This window comes from Leptospira kirschneri serovar Cynopteri str. 3522 CT (genome assembly GCF_000243695.2).
Classification (GTDB): domain Bacteria; phylum Spirochaetota; class Leptospiria; order Leptospirales; family Leptospiraceae; genus Leptospira; species Leptospira kirschneri.
In genome coordinates this window covers 187,316-207,450 of sequence record NZ_AHMN02000007.1, presented here as the reverse complement: position 1 = coordinate 207,450, position 20,135 = coordinate 187,316, and the positions used below count along the sequence as shown (strand labels likewise).

Genomic DNA, 20,135 nt, shown 5'->3' with positions numbered 1-20,135 from the left:
TCTGTAAATCGGTGAAAAGATTTCTACTCTGGTTCAAAGGAAACGAAAGATTATAAACAACACATGAAAAAAATCTAATTTAGAGAATCGATTCTCATTTGAAGATCTTGTTTCTCTTCCGGATCAAGCGTAAGTTCCAGAACTTTTTTGTAATCAGCTTTTGCTTCTTCTTTTAGATTCAGTTCTTCGTATGCGTTTGCACGAAAGAAAAGAACCGAAACGAGATCTCCGTTTGGATATTTAGAAAGGTATGAGTTAAAGGTTGAGACTGCCAATTTGAAGTTTCCGATTTCTAAATAAGAAATTCCTAAATTAAATAAAGCATCGTGTTTTTTTTCAGCATTTTTGGAATCATTTGAATCGATTGCTTTTTGAAAAAACTGAATCGCTTTAGAATATTCTTTGGCTTCAAAATAATAAACTCCAGCCTGAAAGTTAGTTTGGATGCCTTGCGGATCTTTGGTTAAATTTTCCAAATATTCATTTTCAAGATTTCTGCGGACGTAAGCATTTTTTAAAGATTTGAGAATCATCTTAGAATCAGGCATACCGGTAATCTTATCGATCAGACTACCGTTTCGGTCCAGAAAGAGAATTGAAGGATAACCTTTGATTCCGTATTTGCGTTTTAAATTCGGAAACTTGTCTCCGTCCAAAGAAAGAGCAACAAATTTAGAAAGCTCGAGCTGAACTTCTTTTTTAGGATAAATTTCTTTCTTGAGAGTTTTACAATAACCGCACCAGTCCGCGTAGACGTCTATAAAGATCGGTTTACCGCTGCTCTTTGCTTTTTCGAATGCAGTCTGAACTGATTTTTCCCATTGAATTTCCGCTGAAATTGAAAAAGAAAAGAAAATACAGAATAGAACAAAACTCCAAAAAGATAAAATTTTTATCCAACGATAACTTATAATCAGAAATGAGTTTCTGAATTCAAAGAGTCGTGAAGCTAAATTCCCGCGACGATCCATAAAATCATACTTTTGCAAGTAAAAAGTTTTTTGATCTTTTTGTGGGAACTCCTGCGCAAAAGCACTTTTACAGTAAAATCTTAAACTTTGACTTTTATCATGAATCCACCTGCCTTTAAAATGTGGGAACTCCCATAAAAATTGCTCGGAAAGATTTAAAGTGCAGAGTAGTTTTTTCATTCTCTATCAACAGACATTTGAATCAACGTTTTAGCCAGCGTTTTCTTTAAGAAGAACTCTAAAAATACGGTTGTCGGAGAATTGAAGGCTGGAAAACTAGAAGTAGATTTTAAAAAGGAAAACGGTTCATGGAATTTTTGTTACAGTTGGAAAACATACTCAAAAAAAGAAAACAGGACCTTCCTGATAAATCTTATACCGCAGACTTGTTCCGAGGAGGAATAGACCGGATTCTCAAAAAAGTAGGGGAAGAAGCTGGAGAGGTAATCATTGCCGCAAAAAATTCAGACAAAAAAGAACTTACGCACGAGGTAGCCGATTTACTTTTTCATCTGCAGGTTTTATTGGTAGAACAAGGACTTTCACTGCAAGAAATTGTAGAAGAACTTCACAAACGCCATTCTTAAAAAATGGATTTATCGGAAAGCTACTTTCCCAAAAGAATTTCCGACAAAATTATCTTCTTACTGTTATTATTTTTTCTATATTCAATATTATTCTATCATAGCTCATGGTTGAGCGACGATTCATTCATAACGTTTCGGGTTGTGGATAATTTTCTAAACGGATACGGGCTACGTTGGAATCCTTTAGAAAGGGTTCAAGTTTACACACATCCTCTTTGGCTTTTTTTATTGATACCTATACAATGGGTCGTTCGGGAAATTTCGATTTCTGCGTATTTACTTTCTTACTTATGTGGAATTCTTTTTATATCCGTTTATTGTTTTACTTTTTCAAAGTTTCGAAACGGGTTCGGGTTGATTACTATTTCTTTGGGAGTGTTTTTTTCATCTAGAACATTCATAGATTATAATACTTCCGGATTGGAAAATCCGCTTTCATTTTTGCTCTTATTACTTTTTGAAATAAAATTCTATTTTTTGTATTTAAATTCAAAACCGGAAAACGTAAAGATCGATTCTTATAAAATCGGATTTTTGACGGCTCTGTTGCTTTTAACACGTTTAGATTTAGTGTTATTTCTTTTTTTGCCCGGATGTGTTCTCTTTTGGAAGATTTTCAAAGAACAAAGAATTCAATTTTTAAAATATTCGATTTTAGGAATGTTTCCTTGGTTTATCTATCTGACGTTTTCTATCGTATATTTTGGATCTTTGTTGCCAAATACTTTTTACGCAAAGACGAATGTGTTATTTTCTTTTTCCGAGAGAATTTCTGCCGGATGGAACTATATTAAAATTAGTTTAAAATGGGATCCAATCGTTATATGTGTATTTGGATTGCATATATTTTGGACGTTTTCCGGACCAATTCTAAAACGATTTACAAAAGTGGAATGGACCTTATCCGAAAAGGAAAAAGGGATTTTATGGATAAGTCTTGCTTCTATCTTTTTTGTGTTGTTTTACCTTCTCTGGGTGGGCGGAGATTTTATGGCGGGAAGATTTTTAGGAACCTGTCTGATCATTTCCGTTTTTTTCCAATGTGTTTTTTTTGAGCTACGTTTTAAGAATTCAAATTTGAATATTCAAAGATTATTATATAAATCCTCTAAATTAGGGTTTAATAAATCAAAAATATTAAGTTGGAAAGGTTTATCTTGGTCTTGGGATAAAATTTTATTTGCATTTGTTTCAATCATTTTGATTTATTTTTTTACACATCCTTTTTCTCCGTTTCATTATATATTTCAAAAAACTAAGGTTCGAGTGGAAAATGGAATCGTAGACGAAAGAGCTTCCTATCATGATAATTCTTCTTTAAAACATTGGATTGCAGGGGTTACACCAGCAACTCATCCTTGGGCTATGTATGCGATTCGGATTTCGTCTAAAAATCGTTTAAAGTCTACAAATTCAAACTTAAACTTATTCGACGGAAAACAAGTTTTATGGAAAGGATCAGAAGAGATTCAACAGGTTAGGATCACTACAAATGTAGGATTAGCTGGATTTTATGGAGGTCCCGGAATTCACTGGATCGATCTTTTGGGAATTACCGACCCCTTTTTAGCGAGATTGCCTGGAAAGGGTTTTCCCGGACATTACGTTCGTCTTTTGCCGCAAGGTTATAAAGAATATATAGAAGAAATTTACGTATCTCTTCCGAATAAAGAATTGGATCGTTTTTATTACGAGGTTCGATTGTTAAGCGAAGAGGAAATTTGGACAAAACAACGTTGGAAGGTTATCTTGGATTTTACCTTTTTAGGAAATGGAAATTTTAAAAATAGATATCCGTTTGTATTAAAAGAATATCGCAATACTTTATATGGATTTCCTTTTATGAATTGGAAAGATGAAGACTTGGCTCAAAAATTGATTCGAGAATATTTTTAATCTTACACATCCATGTAAAATGATCCAAAACAGAAAGCCACAACTTGATTTCTATCTTCATCACCGAATTCATATAAAAAAGAAAATCACAGAAGTTGTATTTTATCTTTACGATCTTACAAGAGACTTTAAAAAACGATTTCTATCAGATACTTGTAATAAAAGATTTTAATCAAATACAACTAGAACGTTCGTTCTGTCCCGTATAAGTTAAAAGTTGGAAAACTCCCTTGACCCGAAATTCGAACAAAATACTTTAGCTGCAGAGAACCCGAATAGGAAAGAATTATGATCGATTTAAAAGGAAAAAACGCCGTAGTCACCGGAGCCGCTCGCGGGATCGGAAAATCGACGGCTTTAACTCTTGCAAAAGCAGGAGCAAATTTAGTAATTGCGGACTTAAATGAAGAATCCAGCAAAGCGACCGCGGATGAGATTTCAAAACAGACAGGCGTAAAGGCGATCGGAGTCGGAACGAACGTCTCGGATGCAGATTCTGCTGCAAAGGCGATTCAAGCCTGTGTAGATGAGTTTGGATCTGTAGACATTCTTGTAAATAACGCAGGTATTACAAAAGACACTCTTCTCATGAGAATGAAAAAAGAACAGTGGGATGCCGTAATTGCTGTAAATCTCACCGGAACTTTCAATTGTACACAAGCTGCTATTAAGTTTATGATGAAAAATCCAAATGGAGGATCTATCATCAATCTATCATCTATTGCCGGGGTAAACGGAAACATAGGACAAACAAATTATTCCGCATCTAAAGCGGGGGTGATTGGTTTTACAAAAGCGGTAGCGTTGGAAATGGCTTCTCGCAAGGTTCGTTGTAATGCAATTGCACCCGGCTTTATCGCCACTGAAATGACGGACGCGATTCCTGAAAAAATTAAAACTGCCATGGTTGCGGCGATTCCCTTAAAAAGGGCAGGGCAACCAGAAGATATTGCGAACACGATCGCATTTTTGGCTTCCGATATTTCTTCTTTTATCACTGGTCAAGTGATTGAAGTGAATGGTGGAGGTTTCTTACCAGGGGCAACCGCCTAAGAATTTAAAGTTTTAGAAGATTCTTTCATTCTAAAAGGATGAAAGAATCTCAACTTTTGTATTTCCTTTAATTTGTTCGAAAAAAATCTAATTCTAGTTTGATCTGATTCTATTTTCTTTAAAGAAAAACCTTTTTAGGTTTTTTCTTTTTTGGAATGGGATGTAGGATAAAGAATCATTTTGGAAAAATACAATTTGATATAAGAATTTTAAAAATTTAAACTTTCATTTGCGAAATGTTTTTTCTTAAGGTCTGAATTGTACGGAAACATTTTATGAATCTTTTTCTACGTTACATTCAATTCGATCAAAATCGATTTGAAAAACAAAAACGAATCATTAATTTAAAGGAGTTTTTTTCTAAAAAAAAGTATATTGGCTTGCCAAATATTTTCGGAATTAAATCTATAAAATTCGGTGGATTTTATATCCGCCTGTCTAAATCTAACAAAAAATCATCATACCACCTAAATGTGGTACGGAGGAAACAATGGCAGACTTTGAAAAGGTTAAATCTATTATCGTAGAACAACTTGGCGTGGATGAATCTGAAGTTACACCTGAGGCGCATTTCATCGATGACCTCGGTGCGGACTCTTTGGACACGGTTGAATTAGTGATGGCTCTCGAAGAAGAATTCGGAATCGAAATCTCCGACGAAGATGCTGAAAAAATTCAAACTGTCGGGGATGTAACTAAATTCATCGACAACCTCAAGTCCTAATCGTTTGAGATTTTCCGGGTTCTTCACGGAACTCGGAATTCTTTTCCCTTCCTTTGAGCTTTAAAAAAGCACAATTTCATTTTTTTCTTAAAAACCCGGAAAGGGTTCGTAGTCTTCAAAAACTTTCTAAAAAGATCGGAATCAAGTTTTCAAAAGTAGAATATTATAATACCGCGTTTATTCATAGTTCTTATAAAAACGAGAACCAGGAGATTTTAGAAGATAACGAACGTCTTGAATTTTTAGGTGATTCGGTTTTGGGTCTTGTCGCTGCTCGTTCTCTTTTTCAAAAGTATCCAAAAGCGAATGAAGGGGAATTGTCTCGGATCAAATCTAGAATCGTTTCTACTCCGATCTTAAATTCGATCTCTGAAAAATTGGAACTTTCTGAATATCTTCTTTTAGGAAAGGGGGAAAAAAATTCTCTAGGGAAAGGTAGACGTAAACTTTCCGCCAATCTTTTTGAATCTCTTGTAGGCGCGATTTATTTGGATCAAGGTTTCGAGATCGCCGAGAAATTTATCCTTAAACATTTATCTGAATTTGTTGAAAATCCTGAAAAAGAGGAATCCGTTAGAGATTATAAAACTCAACTTCAAGAATATTCCCAAAAACACTTTAAGATTCTTCCCTTATATAGAACTAAATCGGAATCAGGTCCGGATCATGCCAAAACGTTTCAGGTAGTAGTTCGAATTCGGGATCAATGGGAAGCGACTGGTTCCGGTGTAAGTAAAAAATCTGCCGAACAAAACGCCGCCAAGGAACTTTATAATAGAATCCGAAAAAAAAATAGTTTGTGATAGTTCCTACATTTTTCGGAGTTTGTCTGTAAAATTGCGATTTTGTATGAGTTCCTACATTTTTAGAATCTATTCGTAAAATCTTGATTTGTGGTAGTTCCTACATTTTTTTTATAGAAAAGTTAAATTTAAAACCTGTTTCAAATTTAGTATGGGAACTACCGCGAAACTTTGGAATTACGATTTTACTTAGAATTTTATAGTAAAAGGGATCTTTATAAATCCAAAAAAATGTCGTCTAATCAAATGTTTGTATAAAATTCCCGTTTTGCGATTATCACAAAAATGGAAAAAACTATTAGAGTTGTTGAAAAATTAATTCTTGATCTGTTTGTATTGGATTGAATGGACAATTGAAGCAATTTTACGAATCTTCACTATGGAATTTTTCAACAACTCTATTGTATACGCAGGTTTCTTTTTATAATAAATTTATAATATAATATCTAAAATTTGCGATTGATACGAACGATAGAACGCATAAGGTCTATCAAAGTAGGTTTTTAAAAAATGGAGATTTTGAGCCTAAAGTCATCTCAAAAATATCTTAGAATAATCGGCATTTTAAGCAAAGATAAAGTATTTTTGAGATAAATTTTAGTAATTCAATTTGAGAATTTTAATTTCTTTTTCTTCAAACCGAATAATATCTTTGAGATTTTGAAATTTCTCTGCGGAAAAAGGATTTTGATGATTTCGGATTTCAGTTTTTAACTTTAAAATTTCTTCATATAGATTCAAGATTTCTAAGATATTTCCGTCTGCTTCCTTGTGATAAAGTTCGCGTATCATGGCGATGAGTCGGGTGGGCACGTCCGTGTAAACGATTTCTATCCAACTTAAGTCTTCTATTTCTCGGAAAACCCAACATTGAAGATAAATGGCAATAAGCCTTTCCATCCTTAGGATTTCTTCTTTTGTGTTTCTGGGAGAAATACTTTTGTAAAAACGGTATCTTTTCTTTAAATGTTTTACTCCAGCAGCTGAATCTATTGTCTGAGTTTTAAGTTTTGTCCATTCTCGAGTAAGAAGAGGAAAGGAAGTTTTTCCAAAAAAGGGTTCTCCCAATTCGCATAAATGGGCTGCGGAAGGTTCGAAAACACGAAGTCTCGCCAAAAAAGAATCTATATCCGCGGTAACTAGTTGGACTGGAGCAATTTCTTCTAAAGGACTTAAGATCGCGTTGATTTCTCTTAAAAACGTACTCTTCAATTGATCACTTGGATCTGCTAAAAGAAAAAAGTTAAAGTCAGACGAATCCTTAAAATCGCCTCTTTGTCTAGACCCGTAAAAAAGAATTTCGAACGGTTTTAGGGAAAATACGGTTTGCAGATTTCGTTTGATCGACTCCATCTTTCCCTCTTTATTCAAAAAATAATTTCATTCTCGAAAGATTTTCTAGAATCGCTTCGTAAGCTTTATCTCTTTCTGTAGGACTACGAAACGGCAGGGATTTGATATGGTTTAGATCGTTGTAAATGATCTCTATAGAATTGGAAGATTGGTTTTTCTTGATCGTGGATATATAATCCAGGTTGATAATTTCTGAATCTCCCAGTTTCAACCACATACTAGATCCTTGCAAAGGATAGAATACGGATCTGTACGGAATTGGTCAAGAAGACTAAAAAATTCTGAGCCCTTTACGGATATTTTCATGAAATTCTTTTCCAAGCAAGACAGGATTTTTTCCCGAATCGTTTTTAAAGTCCGTTTCAAACACAAAAATAAAGGATTCTTTTTGCCATTCCCATCGAATATAACAACTTTCATTATGAATTCCAGTTAAAACGCTAGCCCTTGAGTCGTTTGGCATGGAGAAATATTGATATTGTTTATTTTGAAGTGAATTCAATTCTTCTACGGTTAAGATATGTTTGAAATCGATCTGATTGTCTTCCGTATAAGAGGATGCTTTAATTCTTCCAAATTGGTTTTCAGAAGAACGGATCGTAAAATCGTAAAATAAACCTCTTGCAAATAGTTTCCCAGTTTCGTGTAAGATGACTCCCTCGGAAGTATCATAGACCACGTCATAGTTAAGTCTTAGATATCTGGGAGTTTCAATAGAGGAAGAGACTCCTTTACTTTCCGGTGTTTTACAAACAAATAAAAATCCGAACAACAAAAACGACAAGACGAGTTGTCTTAAGAAAATAAGACAGAATTTTAAGTTTTGATCTTTTAGAAAAAGTAAAAAGGAATTTAATACTTTTGTATTTTGAAACACGTCGTAAAATTGATTTCGCTTAATAACTAATTTCATAAAGTTCATCCTGATAATTTCGAAATATATAAGAATGATCGGTTTTTTTCGCCAAATAAGAAGTGGGAAGAGGGACCTTACCTCCGCCACCAGTTAGATCCACTACGTATAATGGAACTGACAGTCCGGAAATTCTTCCACGTATCTGTTTCATAAGCTCCACACCTTTTTCGATCTCCACGCGAAAACTTCCGCTTCCCCATACCTCGTCACACTGATGTAGATAATAAGGTTTGATTCCGATCGCGGTAAGTCCGTAAAACAGTTCCTTTAACGTTTCGGCGGAATCGTTAATTCCCTTTAAAAGAACTCCTTGATTTAAAACCATCGTGTTACCTTCTCGAATAAGAAGAGAGATCCTTTCTCGAACAAGAGGAGTAATTTCTTTGGGATGATTGAAATGAGTGACTATATAAATTGGAAAGTGTTTCTTGAAAACGGCGCATAACGTAGAATCGATTCTCATCGGAAGAGTTACCGGATATCTGGTATGAATTCTAACCTGATTGATATGCGAAATAGATTTTAATTCTCTTAAAAGATAATCCAACTTATCGTCAGAAAGATTCAAGGGATCTCCACCCGAAAGAATTACTTCTTTGATTTCTTTATGAGATCGAAAATAATCTAGAGCCCGGTTCCAGTCTTCTTGACCGGGAGTATGAGAAGATTTGCTTACTTTTCTTTTGCGAGTACAGAATCTACAATAAACCGCACATACGTGGGAAAGATACCAAAGTGCTCGATCCGGGTATCTATGTGTAACTCCTTTGACCGGCATAAATGTTTCTTCGGAAAGTGGATCTTGTTTTTCAAAACCACTGCGAATCAATTCTTCTTGGTGTGGAACAATTTGAAGTCGAATCGGACAGTTTGGATCTTTTGTGTCTGCGAGACTGAGATAATATGGTGTGACGGAGAATTCAAAAAATTGAGAGCAGGTTTCGAAAGAAAGAATTTCTTTTTCCGAAAGTTCGAGAAATTCGGACAAGTGGGTTCGTGTTTTGATTCTATTTTGAATCTGCCATTTCCAATTCAACCATTTTGAAGTAGTTTCTAAATTGGATGAAGACGTAGACATGAAGAATTGACTCCGAATTTGATTCTACTAAAACCATCCTAGTATCGTTCGGAGAGTCAACTACGAACTGGATTTTACTTTTTGACTTCTACTTCTACGGTTGGAAGTGTTCCTCTTAAATATCCGCTTTTAAGAATTGTCTTTTGTCCTTCTTCGCCCGTAACATACGTAATGAAATCGTCTATTTTTTGACCATGGTCGGAAAGATAAAATAAATAAAGTCCTCTGGAAAGTTCATACTTTCGATTATATACGTTTTCTATACTGGGAACCACGAAAGGATCTTTACCCGAAAGAGAATATTCCAAGGCTCGCACTCTTCCTTTGTTTTCAAAAAGAGCACTTCCCATTCCCATAAAACCGATCGAGTTCGGGTTGGAATCAATTTCCGCCGCCATTGAATCGTTATCTGCGACGATCTTAGCCATTTTCGAATATACTATATTCTTCCTTGTCTCATAATTTTTACTTCCTAAATCTTTTTGTTTGAGAACGTGAGTTTCAAAATAAGAGGCAGTTCCGGATTTATCGTTTCTAATGATCACGTCTATCTTTCCAGGTTTACCTCCAGCCTTGGACCAATCTGAAATTTCTCCCGAAAAAATTTTAGAAGCGATTTCCAAACTGATTTTACGGATCGGATTGGATGGATGAACGATGATGGCAATTCCATCATAGGCGATTGTGAGAGATTCAAACTTACCTTTGGAATCAAATTCTTTGAGTTCTGTTTCGGTAAGTGGTCTACTGGCTGCGGCAATATCGGTTTTACCTTGAAATAGTTTTTCGATACCTTCGATTGAACCACCACCTTGAACTACTACTTGGATTCCGGATTTCTTTCGAGTGTATTCCAAACCGATCATTTGAAGCATTACGTGCATCGTTTCCGAACCCGTAACGGTGATTGTTTCTTTAGGTTTACAATTTCCTATAAGAATGATTGTGACTAGGATTATAAACTTTAGTTTCATACTTTACGTTCCTGTGGGAAGTTGTCGGGGATACTGTTCTCGGTAGGAAAAAAGTCCATTACAATTCGAGTGTGAATTATTACAAATTCATACATTAGAATCTATGAGTTCGGTTTTGGATCCATTCTGGCAACATTTTGCAGAAGTAAGTTTTAATGGAATGGTGCTTTCCGTTTTTATCAATCAATCGACGAATTCAATCATCGATAACTATATAAAAAAGTACCCATCCAATATAGTTTACACTTCAATAATGTGAATTCAAAAATAGATAGGTTATGTATTCTTGAACATAAGACGGCTCGGAATATAATACTTTGGGCTTGATAAATCCAGAAGACTTAAAGGGTTTTGTCATCCATGGAGGATCGTTCGAAGAACTAAAGCGTTTCATTTCTATGGTCACTCGACGGCTTCTTTTTCTTGACAATGGGTTCGTTTCTAAAGAAATAGAAGGAGGTAAATTATTCTTAGGAAACTCCATGACTCTTGGTATCACAGAAGTAAAAAAAGGTATGGTTCTCAAAGTAGAAGGGGATCTCTATTCGGTAGTTAAAACCGAGTTCGTAAATCCTGGAAAAGGATCTGCTTTTATCAGAACAAAACTCAAGAACCTCACCAGAAATAGTTCTATCGAACGCACTTTTAAAGCTGCAGAAAAATTAGAAAGCGTCGAGTTGGAAAAAAGAAATATGACGATCTGCTACACCGAAGGGAATGATATTATCTTCATGGACTCTAACGACTTCGAACAAATGCCGGTGTCTAAAGAATACGTAGAAGATATTCTTCCTTTCTTAAAGGAAGAAACACCTATGGAAGTTACATTCTACGAAGGAAAGCCGATCGGAGTGATTCCACCAAACTTCTCCATTTTAGAAGTAACTTATGCAGAAGAAGGTCTGAAAGGAGATACTTCCGGTACGGCTCAAAAAAGGGTTACCGTAGAAACCGGTGGAGAAATCAATGTTCCTATTTTCGTAAAACAAGGGGACGTTATCAAAATTGACCTGCGGGATCTCACCTACGTAGAAAGAGTCAGCAAATAAACGTTCGCGGAGAATTATCTATTATGGCAACGATAGTAAGACAAAATGGTCTGGCGCCGATTCAGGAAACAAACGAAGTAAAATCCTTTCTCAAAGAAAGAGGGATCGACTACGATCATTGGAAAGTTCCGGCTAACGCGTCAAGTCTGACAGATAAGGAAGTTTTAGTAGATACGGAAAAGGAAGAATTATTAAAAAAACTGGATGATCGATTTGAAACTCTAAAAGAGAAAGAAGGTTATCAATCCAGAGACTTGATCGTATTACATCCGAACGTTTCCGGGTTGAATGAAATGCTTGCAAAGTTCGATAGAGTCCACTATCACACTGACGAAGAAGTTAGATACATCGTGGATGGATCGGGAGTTTTTGGTTTTGCATTTAGGGGTGAGAAGTTTTTAGTTCACGTATACAAGGACGATTTTATTTCCGTTCCAAGAAATACAAATCATTGGTTTTATCTAGACGATAAAAAGAGAATCAAGGCGGTTCGTTACTTTCAAGATATGAGTGGCTGGGTGCCAAACTACGTGGAAGAAACCAATTCTTTGGACTGATATGTCCGTCAAAAAACAATTAGAAAGGCTCTCTGTATTGGGAGTTTACTACCATAAAAACGGATGGATGCCTGGGACCGCTGGAAATTTATCCATTCGAGTTCCGGAAGAATCCGGGTTCTGGGTCAGCGGAAGCGGACTGGATAAAAATCTTCTCAACAAACGTAATTTTCTTTATGTAGATTTAGAATCGGGCAAACCGGTAGATTCCAAAAATTCTAAGGCAACCAAAGGATTAAAACCCAGTGCGGAAACCTCGATTCATAGGGCCATATATCGAGCGTTAGACGGGATCGGTTGTGGTTTACACGTTCATACTCTTGAATCAAATCTAATCTGTGCAAATACTTCGAAAAACGAACCGATTGTTTTATTCGAACTCCCGGCGATCGAAATTCTAAAAGCATACGGAATTTGGGAGGAAAATCCAAAGGTTTATGTTCCTATAATATATAATTTTCCGAATGTACAAGATATTTCCGATTGTTTGGAAAAATATCTGAAGGAATACAAACCACACGTCCCGTTTTGTATCATCGAAAAACACGGGATTACCGTTTGGGGCAAAGATACCGTTCAGGCGAATCGAAATCTAGAAGCGACAGACTTTATTCTCAAATATATGATTTCTTGGAAAAGTTTTTCGTATTCGGTAGAGCCGAAAAAACTTTCTGTTAGCAATGATGTAATAGAACAAGATCGTCAAGAAATATCTTCCGTCGAATTCCCGGTGTATCCAGCTACTTTTTATTAGGTGGAGGATTTTTTTGTCTTCTGAACAAGAAAATGAACTCATTCTCGTAGCTGGTGCAGGTTCGGGAATTGGAAGATCTGTATTAGAAAATCTAAATTTACTAAATCAGGCAGCGATTGGAGTTTCTAGAACCGGAGTGGCTTGGAAAACGAATGAAAGGTTTCAATCCGGAAAGAATTTTCAATGTAATCTTTCCAGACAATCTGAGGTTCTTGAATTTGTAGAAACTTTAAAAAAGCGAGTATCTTACTTAGGAGGAGTTTATTTTACTTTTGGGAATGGGCTTTTTAAAACCGTGGAACAAATCACATTAGAAGAGTGGAATGCACATTTTGTTCTCAACTTAAATTCGCTATTTTTACTTACAAAAGAAATTCTTCCACTTTTAAGATCGGGCTCTTTTTTATGTTATCTTTCTTCTACTGCGGGTTACCAGGGTTTTCCAAACTCGACCGCGTACTGTGCCAGCCGTCACGCAATTGCAGGTTTTGCAAAGGCCCTTCGAGAAGAATTAAAATCCAAGGGGATTCGAGTCATTACGGTTTATCCCGGAGCGGTTTATACGGATATATGGAAGGGTAGGGAAGGATTTGACCAGGACGATATGATTCCAGTGGACGACTTTGGAAAGTGGCTTGCAACTCTATCTATTTTGCCAGATGTGGTATATCCGGACGAAATTAGGCTGCTGCCTCGTAAGGGAATTTTATAATATTTATATATTGTTATGTTTTAATGGAATTCCTACTTTAAATACGGTTCTGCCAGGAATGGAATCGAATGAGATGGTGCCATTGTGTTTCTCCACTACTTTGAGGCAAATATCCAAACCGAGGCCGCTTCCTTCACCTGGGGGTTTTGTGGTAAAAAAAGGATTAAAAATTTTGTCCCGGATCGGTTCAGGGATGCCCGGGCCTGAATCTTCTACTAATATAACGGCAAAGTTGTCTTCTTTATATCCTCGGATTTTTAGTTTACCGGAATAGGTCATTGCCTGTACAGCGTTCATGATTAAATTTGTCCAAAGATGTAAAAGATCGTCTCGATAAATAGGGACTGGAGGTAAGTCTTCAAATTCTACGGAAAGTTCAACACCGTGACGGAATAAATTTTGATAGAGTGTTAAAACGGTTTCTATATTTTCGCGTAAATTAGAATCTTCTAATACGCTGTCATTGTCAAAATGTGCAAAACTTTTTAAGGCGTATAAAATTTTAGAAGATCTTTCTACTGCGGTTTGAATCGTTTGGGAGTTTCTTTCCGGTCCTAAAAGATTAGTGATCAGTTCTAAAATAGGAACGGCTTCTTTATGTTTTAGAAGATCTATATATTCTTTTTCTTTTCCATAGAGACCACATTCAAACGCGGCTTCGCAGAGTTCATTGGGGGTGGAAACGAATCCAAGATTTTCCAGATTTGTTCTAATTTCCTTGATTCGTTTTCTTCTTTCAATACCTAAAATCAAATCGGAATGTTGACCCGCGATTTCTATAATATCTATGATTTGGCTTCTAATTTTTTCAGAAAGTCTTCTTAAAAGTTGAAAATAGTCTTTGGATTTCTCTCGAAAAGATTTGGTATAATACTGAATGTTTTGATTTGAGGCTTGGATTGCACCTAACGGATTATTGATTTCGTGCGCGATTCCAGACACGAGTTGACCTAGATCGGCGAGTTTTGCGGTTTGAACGAGTTGTGCTTGGGTTTTTTTAAGAGTTTCGATAATTTTTTCCAATTCTTTTTTTTGATCTTCAATCATCTGATTCTTTTTAGTGATTTCTTCGTTTGCGGATTTTAGATTTGCAATTTCATTTTCCGCGTTATAGACGTCGGTTAGATCTGCACCTGCGGATATGATATAGTTCGTATTAAAATGATCGTCTTTAATCTCCCTGTTTTCCCATAAAATCACTTTACGTTCTTTGAATTTACCAATCCATTGCTCTTGGGCTTTAGGAATAAAATTGCCTCGAATCATTTTGAGATATTTTTTCTTAACGAACTCTCTCTTTCTAGGTTCAACAAAAATTTCCCAAAAAGTATGTCCGTGAACTTCTTTAAAATGATAGCCGAATGCGTTTTCACACGCTTTATTGAACCTGAGAATTCTTCCTTCTTTATCGAGCGCCAAAAAAAGGACTCGAGTGGAATCTAAAATCATATTCAAGAAGTTTTTTTCTTCGATCGCTCTTACCTCACCTAACTTACGTTCTGTGATATTTCTTAGAGTGAGTATCCAAAAATCGCTCGGTTTAGGCCGATTGGAGAAATTTTTAAGAATCACCTCGTAATATCTAAGTTCTCCGTTCATAAAAAGCCTAAGATCTGGAATGAAATTTATTTCCTTTAGTTTATATTTTTCGATCAGTTGATCCAACTCAGGATAAATTTCTTTTAGAGTGACACCTGTAAAATTAAGTCGGTTTAAAAATAACGCGACGGACGCTTCGTTGTAATCTAAAATCAAATTATTTTTATCTAATATTAAAATTCCGTCTTGGATAAGGTTAAAAACTTTATCCCTTGCGACAGGAATCAAATCCATCATCTTAAAATAAAAAATTCCGTATGCCCAAACGAGAGAGGTTATACAACCGGTAATTGGGAATACGTCCAAATTAGGATTGATAAACGGAAAAAGACCCGTGACGGTCATTAGTCCTCCTAAAAATGGAAATAAGATTCCGATTAAAAGCATAAACATTTGTGCTCTTTTAAAACCGTTAAAAGTTAAAAATTTCCAAATTAGAATTGTTATGATGATCGTTTGAATTAAAAGATAATAAGAAACTGAAAATTTCATCCAAGGACCGAAATCGTATGTAAGAACTTTCCAGGAAGTATTTGCAAGAAACTGAATGTTTGTACGTATTAGTTCTGATTTATATCCGGACCATATGACTAGTTCGTTCGAAATCGGAAATAGTAGAATAAAGAAAACCATATAAAGCCGGTAGACAAAAGTAAGTCTAAGAATTAAAAAAGAGATACCGATTATGGTGACGTCTCTTCCGATAAATTGAAAATCGTCCCAAAAAAGAATCCATTTTTCATTTCTCGAAATGATTTCAAAAAAGCTTCCAAATGAATACAAGGCAAGTCCGGTAACGACGAGTAGAAATTCCTTACTTCCTTGAATCCTTCGATTTTTATACGCTATTAGTGAGTTGATTCCAAAAACTATAAAAGAGAAACCGGAATAAAAAGCGAGAGTGGACCAGACGAGTCCCATGTTTTCATGCAGAGGTGGTAGATTCATTATCGCTGTCGTTTGAGGTTCGATTTTTTAAATAAGTTTGTAGAGTAAGCGAAAATGATCGAAGTGAAAAGTAGAAAAATGAAGTCGTTTTAAAAATTAAAGTTTTTTATTTTGTTTTTAGACTCATTCGGATGGTTTTAAATAGAAGTTACGGCTGTAAAAAATATAATATGTCGATTTTATGAAATTACAAGCGAGTAAAGTAATTTGTAAGAGAAGAAATCGAGATTAAACCTCGATTTCTTCCTCTGTTTCTTCGTTCATTAATTCTTTAAGTTCATTATACGCTTTTTCTTTTTCTTGAACTCCGGTTTTTTTGATGGCTTTTCGAAGTACGTTTTCCCATTGTTTTGCAGGAAGATTTGCTTGAATATCTTCTAAAAGTTCTAAAACTGCGATATCGTCCCCCGTATTGAAGATTTCCATAGCGTCATAACGAAAAAGTGCCGAAAGTTCGTCGATATAAACTCCAACACTATTTCCTTTGCCGGAGGCTAACCTCTTTTCTTGAAGCTGAACCTTTTTTTCTGCTTTGCGGAGATCTCTTTCTCTTCTTTCCAGTTCGGTGCGTTTCATAGAAAAACCCTCAAGTATAGCTAATAAGCCAGTTTTTTCCGAGGACTTTTGATGTATAGGAGATTCCCCAAAAGCTCCCGGCATAAAATGTAAAAATACGATCACTCTCTTACTTATAGACGGGGCAAACGATCGTTTTAATAACAAGATACTTTCTTAACGTTTAAATTATAAGTTACTAGAGTCGTTATGGTGGAAATATTTTTAGTTCTATTTCCTTAGGGAAAGATTTTTCTAAATCCATTTGGAAGAGCGGCTAACTTTCGAGTTGTATAATCCATAAATACAATTCCGGTCTTAGCTTCACAGATCACTTTGCCGTTGGCAGGGCCGTCCGCGTGAGTCATTCTATAGAAAATGTCACAACCTTTTGGATTGAAGTCTCCAGCGGTAATTTCTATTCGAACTTTATCTCGAAAGAATGCTTCGGCTTTATAAACGACTGCAATGTCTGTCATGATAATCCCTAGTCCTTCTACATTGAGTTCGTTGTAATTATGTTCTAGAAAAAATCTAGCCCTTGCTTCGTGAAGTAAAGAAATCACTCTATCATGGGCAAGATGATCGGCAAAGTTGACGTCGTAAATTCTTACGTCTAGATCTACGGACCAGATGAATTGATTTGGAAGTTCTAATTGAATTCTCGCCATGACTGTCATTCCTTTGCATTTTTTGCTTTTTCCGTTGCTTTTCGAATGATTTCTTCCACTGCGGGTTCTATTTGAAATTCTTCTTCTTTTATAATCGGTTTATGTAGATTGATACTTTCTCTAACCTTGTGATCTTTTATGTATAAATCCATTTTAGAATATTGAAGATACAATAGAACAAGCACAAACCCCGAAAGGATTGCCGCGGTTCTTTTGACCGGCGCTTGTAGATAACAAGTAAGCGCCAAATAAAATAAAAAAGGAATATATGCGGTAAAAACAATTCCAATTCCAAGCCCAAGATAAAAGTGAACATATCCCCCGAAACTTTGAAAAAATAATGCAGCCCAGAATGTGCTAAAGATTGCGGTGCTGGCCTTAAAGTTTTTTTTCCAGTCGGTATTTCCTCCGCAGACCCAAGAAAAAAACATATAAATAAAACCTAAAGTAGGAAAAACGATAATACTAGAGATTAAATATGCCGCGGGCATTTCTAAAAATAACAAAGTTAAAGGAGGATTTAGAAATTCTTTCGGAGCAAATAATGTCATTCCCAAGACGGCAACTATGTACAAAAATCCCATATATACTAAACAACGAAGATATAAGGAAATTAGAGATTCTTCGGGAGTTTTAGAAAGATTTTTAAAATAGAAAGCAGGTTTTATCAAAACGTCTATGGCTTCTTCGATTGTATTTGTAAAAGAAAAGGAAAACTTGGACATGGATCTGTACGTTTCACACAGGTTTTTTTCTATAAATTAATGTGGCAAGAGGAAAAGAAATTCAAACTCCTAAATTGAGTTTAGATTTGTATCTTAAGTTTTAAATAATCATGAGGTCTTTTTTAAAACATTTTTGAAATGAGTTCTTCGAACGATCTAAAACGCTTTCGTAAAAAGCGTTTTGCTGAGTTCAGGGAGTGAGACGCTGAGTTTCCAGAGTGACCCAGAAAACTAAAGCGAATGCCCTCTAAGGATCGGCATTCAGGGAGCGATGCATTGAGTTTGAGGAAAGCGTTGTGTTTTAGTTTGTAATCAAGAAATTAAATGCCACGACTCCCTATGGGTCGTCGCGGCAGGTGGGAAAATTTGAAAGATTTTTCTCTATCAGAAAAACATACTTTTTGCAAATAAAAAGCCTCATTCTTGTCGGAACACTTGAAAAATGTGCGTTTTGGATCGCGTTCTAAATTGAATCTAAAAACAATTGGTGTATTATGTTTCCTGTATGCAATTTATTGCTATGGAATTTTTCAATAAGTATGTCTCGATTGATAATTTAATTTTTAAAATGCGTAAACTCATTCAGTTTTAGGATGTTCTTGTTTGGAGGTGCCTTGCATGTATTCTTCCAAATAAGTATGATCCGTATAGTCCAACATTTTCGTAAAATGAACGTAATCTCTTTCATAACCTAAAATCGTTTCTAAGGTTTTAAAAATATTGAGTCCCGCACTAATTTCAATATCACTCCCTCTAAATTGAAGTGGATGTTCGTATCCTGCTGCGTGTGTGACTGAAAGTACCTCTTTTCTGAGTCCTTTGATATAATTCGCATTTCGCTCCGCTTTGAGTTCAATATCTAGACCGGCTTGTAACCAACGATTCTGAGTCGCCACTCCTGCCGGACAATGATCCGTATGACAACGTTGTGCTTGAATACAACCGATGGACATCATCGCTTCCCTTGCGACGTTGATCAAATCACAACCCATTGCAAAGGCTACGATCGCTCTATCAGGAAATCCTAATTTACCGCTTCCGATCCATGCCATTCTTTCCGAAAGTTTTTCCTTTTGAAAGATCTGATAGACTCTTGCAAAACCCACCTTAAAAGGAAGGGAAACGTGATCCGCAAAAGCGAGAGGAGCCGCTCCGGTTCCACCTTCCCCCCCGTCTATAGTGATAAAGTCGGGACCTTTGTTAGTTTGTTTCATCCTTTCGGCGAGTTCGTTCCAGAAATGAATTTCACCGATGGCGCTTTTGATCCCGATCGGAAGGCCGCTTGCAAGATGAAGTCTTTCTATAAAGTCGATCAGTTCGTTTACGTTTCCGAACTCAGAATGTGCGTTAGGCGAAACACAGTCTTTTCCTATGGGAACTCCTCGAATACTCGCGATTTGTTTTGTGACTTTTTTGCCAGGAAGAATTCCGCCTTTACCCGGTTTGGCGCCTTGGGAAAGTTTGATTTCTATCATCCTTATTTGAGGATTTTCTTGAATTTTCTGACCGAATATTTCTAAAGAAAAATTTCCTTTTTCGTCTCTCGCTCCAAAATATCCGGTTCCGATTTGCCAAACGATGTCTCCGCCTAACTTGTGATAGGGGCTGATTCCACCTTCTCCCGTGTTTTGATAACAATGAGCCATCATTGCCCCTTTGTTAAGAGCAGAGACAGCGTTTTTTCCGAGAGATCCATAAGACATAGCGGAAATGTTTACGACGGAAGGAGGGCGAAATGGTTTTTTACGGTTATGAAATTCACCAATCACTTTAAGACAAGGAATCATCGAAGTATCGTTTTTAAGATGTTTTACTTTCGATTCTGGAAAAGGAAACGCGCTGTGTTTGATAATAGGGTAACCCGCTTCGTATAAAAGTTCCGTCGTTCCGAAACCGAAGTTATTATTCTGTTTTTTTGCGGTCGCATAAACCCAGGAACGTTCCGCTCGGTTGAAAGGCATTTCTTCCTTATCGTTTGCAACCCAATATTGTCTGAGCTCGGGGCCGATCGTTTCGAATATATATCTGATTCTACCCACAAGAGGAAAGTTATGTTTGATTGTATGTCTTCTTTGAAAGATGTCGTGTAGAAGCGCAAAAAAAAGATAAGTTCCAATTGTATAAAACAAGGAATACCAAGGATGTTCGGAAACAAATTGCAAGATCATAGAATTTTGCATCCGGTAATTCTGCACCTTTAGAAAGTGTTT

Annotated in this window: 20 protein-coding genes; 9 read left to right on the top strand and 11 right to left on the bottom strand. The window is 36.1% G+C overall.

Annotated features, from left to right (window positions below):
- Positions 1-74: 74 nt before the first annotated feature.
- On the bottom strand, positions 75-1,151 hold the full coding sequence (locus LEP1GSC049_RS216455) for a thioredoxin family protein (RefSeq protein WP_004756491.1): 1,077 nt from the start codon (positions 1,149-1,151) through the stop codon (positions 75-77).
- A gap of 128 nt (positions 1,152-1,279) precedes the next feature.
- On the opposite strand from LEP1GSC049_RS216455, the gene hisE reads away from it, so the two are divergent.
- From hisE to rnc, 5 genes are all read left to right on the top strand, one after another.
- A complete protein-coding gene (hisE, locus tag LEP1GSC049_RS216460; protein ID WP_004756188.1) occupies positions 1,280-1,558 on the top strand; it encodes a phosphoribosyl-ATP diphosphatase in 279 nt (92 codons plus the stop codon).
- Between the two features lie 3 nt (positions 1,559-1,561).
- Entirely contained in the window at positions 1,562-3,454 is a 1,893-nt protein-coding gene (locus tag LEP1GSC049_RS216465; RefSeq protein WP_016749975.1) for a hypothetical protein, read from the top strand.
- Positions 3,455-3,742: 288 nt separating this feature from the next.
- Positions 3,743-4,507 carry a 3-oxoacyl-[acyl-carrier-protein] reductase gene (gene fabG, locus LEP1GSC049_RS216470; protein ID WP_004756466.1) on the top strand — a complete coding sequence of 255 codons (765 nt, stop codon included), beginning with the start codon at positions 3,743-3,745 and terminating at the stop codon, positions 4,505-4,507.
- A gap of 490 nt (positions 4,508-4,997) precedes the next feature.
- Positions 4,998-5,231, top strand: coding sequence for an acyl carrier protein (acpP, locus tag LEP1GSC049_RS216475; RefSeq protein WP_000753030.1), 234 nt, complete (start codon positions 4,998-5,000; stop codon positions 5,229-5,231).
- Positions 5,232-5,284: 53 nt separating this feature from the next.
- Positions 5,285-6,034, top strand: coding sequence for a ribonuclease III (gene rnc, locus LEP1GSC049_RS216480; RefSeq protein WP_004756486.1), 750 nt, complete (start codon positions 5,285-5,287; stop codon positions 6,032-6,034).
- Between the two features lie 597 nt (positions 6,035-6,631).
- Here rnc and LEP1GSC049_RS216485 read toward each other — a convergent pair.
- From LEP1GSC049_RS216485 to LEP1GSC049_RS216505, 5 genes are all read right to left on the bottom strand, one after another.
- Positions 6,632-7,405, bottom strand: a complete 774-nt coding sequence (locus LEP1GSC049_RS216485; RefSeq protein WP_004756194.1) for a hypothetical protein — start codon at positions 7,403-7,405, stop codon at positions 6,632-6,634.
- Positions 7,398-7,604: a hypothetical protein gene (locus LEP1GSC049_RS216490; protein WP_000266284.1), complete on the bottom strand. Its 207-nt coding sequence runs from the start codon at positions 7,602-7,604 to the stop codon at positions 7,398-7,400. The genes LEP1GSC049_RS216485 and LEP1GSC049_RS216490 overlap by 8 nt, the downstream gene beginning before the upstream one ends.
- Before the next feature lie 54 nt (positions 7,605-7,658).
- A complete protein-coding gene (locus tag LEP1GSC049_RS216495) occupies positions 7,659-8,300 on the bottom strand; it encodes a hypothetical protein (protein WP_004756390.1) in 642 nt (213 codons plus the stop codon).
- Positions 8,284-9,381 (bottom strand): KamA family radical SAM protein, encoded by a 1,098-nt coding sequence (locus tag LEP1GSC049_RS216500; protein WP_000108047.1) that lies wholly within the window; start codon positions 9,379-9,381, stop codon positions 8,284-8,286. Before LEP1GSC049_RS216500 ends, LEP1GSC049_RS216495 begins: the two co-directional genes overlap by 17 nt.
- A gap of 74 nt (positions 9,382-9,455) precedes the next feature.
- A complete protein-coding gene (locus tag LEP1GSC049_RS216505; RefSeq protein WP_004757558.1) occupies positions 9,456-10,355 on the bottom strand; it encodes a phosphate ABC transporter substrate-binding protein in 900 nt (299 codons plus the stop codon).
- Positions 10,356-10,837: 482 nt separating this feature from the next.
- Between LEP1GSC049_RS216505 and efp the strand changes: the two genes are divergently transcribed.
- The 4 genes from efp to LEP1GSC049_RS216520 are packed head-to-tail and all read left to right on the top strand — an operon-like array spanning position 10,838 to position 13,427.
- A complete protein-coding gene (gene efp, locus LEP1GSC049_RS0205830) occupies positions 10,838-11,404 on the top strand; it encodes an elongation factor P (protein WP_020762617.1) in 567 nt (188 codons plus the stop codon).
- A gap of 23 nt (positions 11,405-11,427) precedes the next feature.
- Complete coding sequence (locus LEP1GSC049_RS216510; RefSeq protein WP_004756382.1) at positions 11,428-11,961, top strand: 1,2-dihydroxy-3-keto-5-methylthiopentene dioxygenase; 534 nt, start codon at positions 11,428-11,430, stop codon at positions 11,959-11,961.
- A 1-nt stretch (position 11,962) separates the two neighbouring features.
- On the top strand, positions 11,963-12,715 hold the full coding sequence (mtnB, locus tag LEP1GSC049_RS216515; protein ID WP_004756187.1) for a methylthioribulose 1-phosphate dehydratase: 753 nt from the start codon (positions 11,963-11,965) through the stop codon (positions 12,713-12,715).
- A 13-nt stretch (positions 12,716-12,728) separates the two neighbouring features.
- Positions 12,729-13,427: an SDR family NAD(P)-dependent oxidoreductase gene (locus LEP1GSC049_RS216520; RefSeq protein ID WP_004756370.1), complete on the top strand. Its 699-nt coding sequence runs from the start codon at positions 12,729-12,731 to the stop codon at positions 13,425-13,427.
- Positions 13,428-13,430: 3 nt separating this feature from the next.
- On the opposite strand, the gene LEP1GSC049_RS216525 is transcribed toward LEP1GSC049_RS216520, so the two are convergent.
- The 5 genes from LEP1GSC049_RS216525 to LEP1GSC049_RS216545 all read right to left on the bottom strand — a co-directional run bounded on the left by LEP1GSC049_RS216525 (position 13,431) and on the right by LEP1GSC049_RS216545 (position 20,105).
- A complete protein-coding gene (locus LEP1GSC049_RS216525) occupies positions 13,431-15,947 on the bottom strand; it encodes a histidine kinase N-terminal 7TM domain-containing protein (protein WP_016560697.1) in 2,517 nt (838 codons plus the stop codon).
- A 255-nt stretch (positions 15,948-16,202) separates the two neighbouring features.
- A complete protein-coding gene (locus LEP1GSC049_RS216530) occupies positions 16,203-16,550 on the bottom strand; it encodes an LB_289 family protein (protein ID WP_004756361.1) in 348 nt (115 codons plus the stop codon).
- A 218-nt stretch (positions 16,551-16,768) separates the two neighbouring features.
- Positions 16,769-17,200 carry an acyl-CoA thioesterase gene (locus LEP1GSC049_RS216535; RefSeq protein ID WP_004756181.1) on the bottom strand — a complete coding sequence of 144 codons (432 nt, stop codon included), beginning with the start codon at positions 17,198-17,200 and terminating at the stop codon, positions 16,769-16,771.
- Between the two features lie 5 nt (positions 17,201-17,205).
- Positions 17,206-17,925: a Yip1 family protein gene (locus LEP1GSC049_RS216540; protein ID WP_004762734.1), complete on the bottom strand. Its 720-nt coding sequence runs from the start codon at positions 17,923-17,925 to the stop codon at positions 17,206-17,208.
- A gap of 578 nt (positions 17,926-18,503) precedes the next feature.
- A complete protein-coding gene (locus LEP1GSC049_RS216545; protein ID WP_004756445.1) occupies positions 18,504-20,105 on the bottom strand; it encodes an FMN-binding glutamate synthase family protein in 1,602 nt (533 codons plus the stop codon).
- Positions 20,106-20,135: the final 30 nt, after the last annotated feature.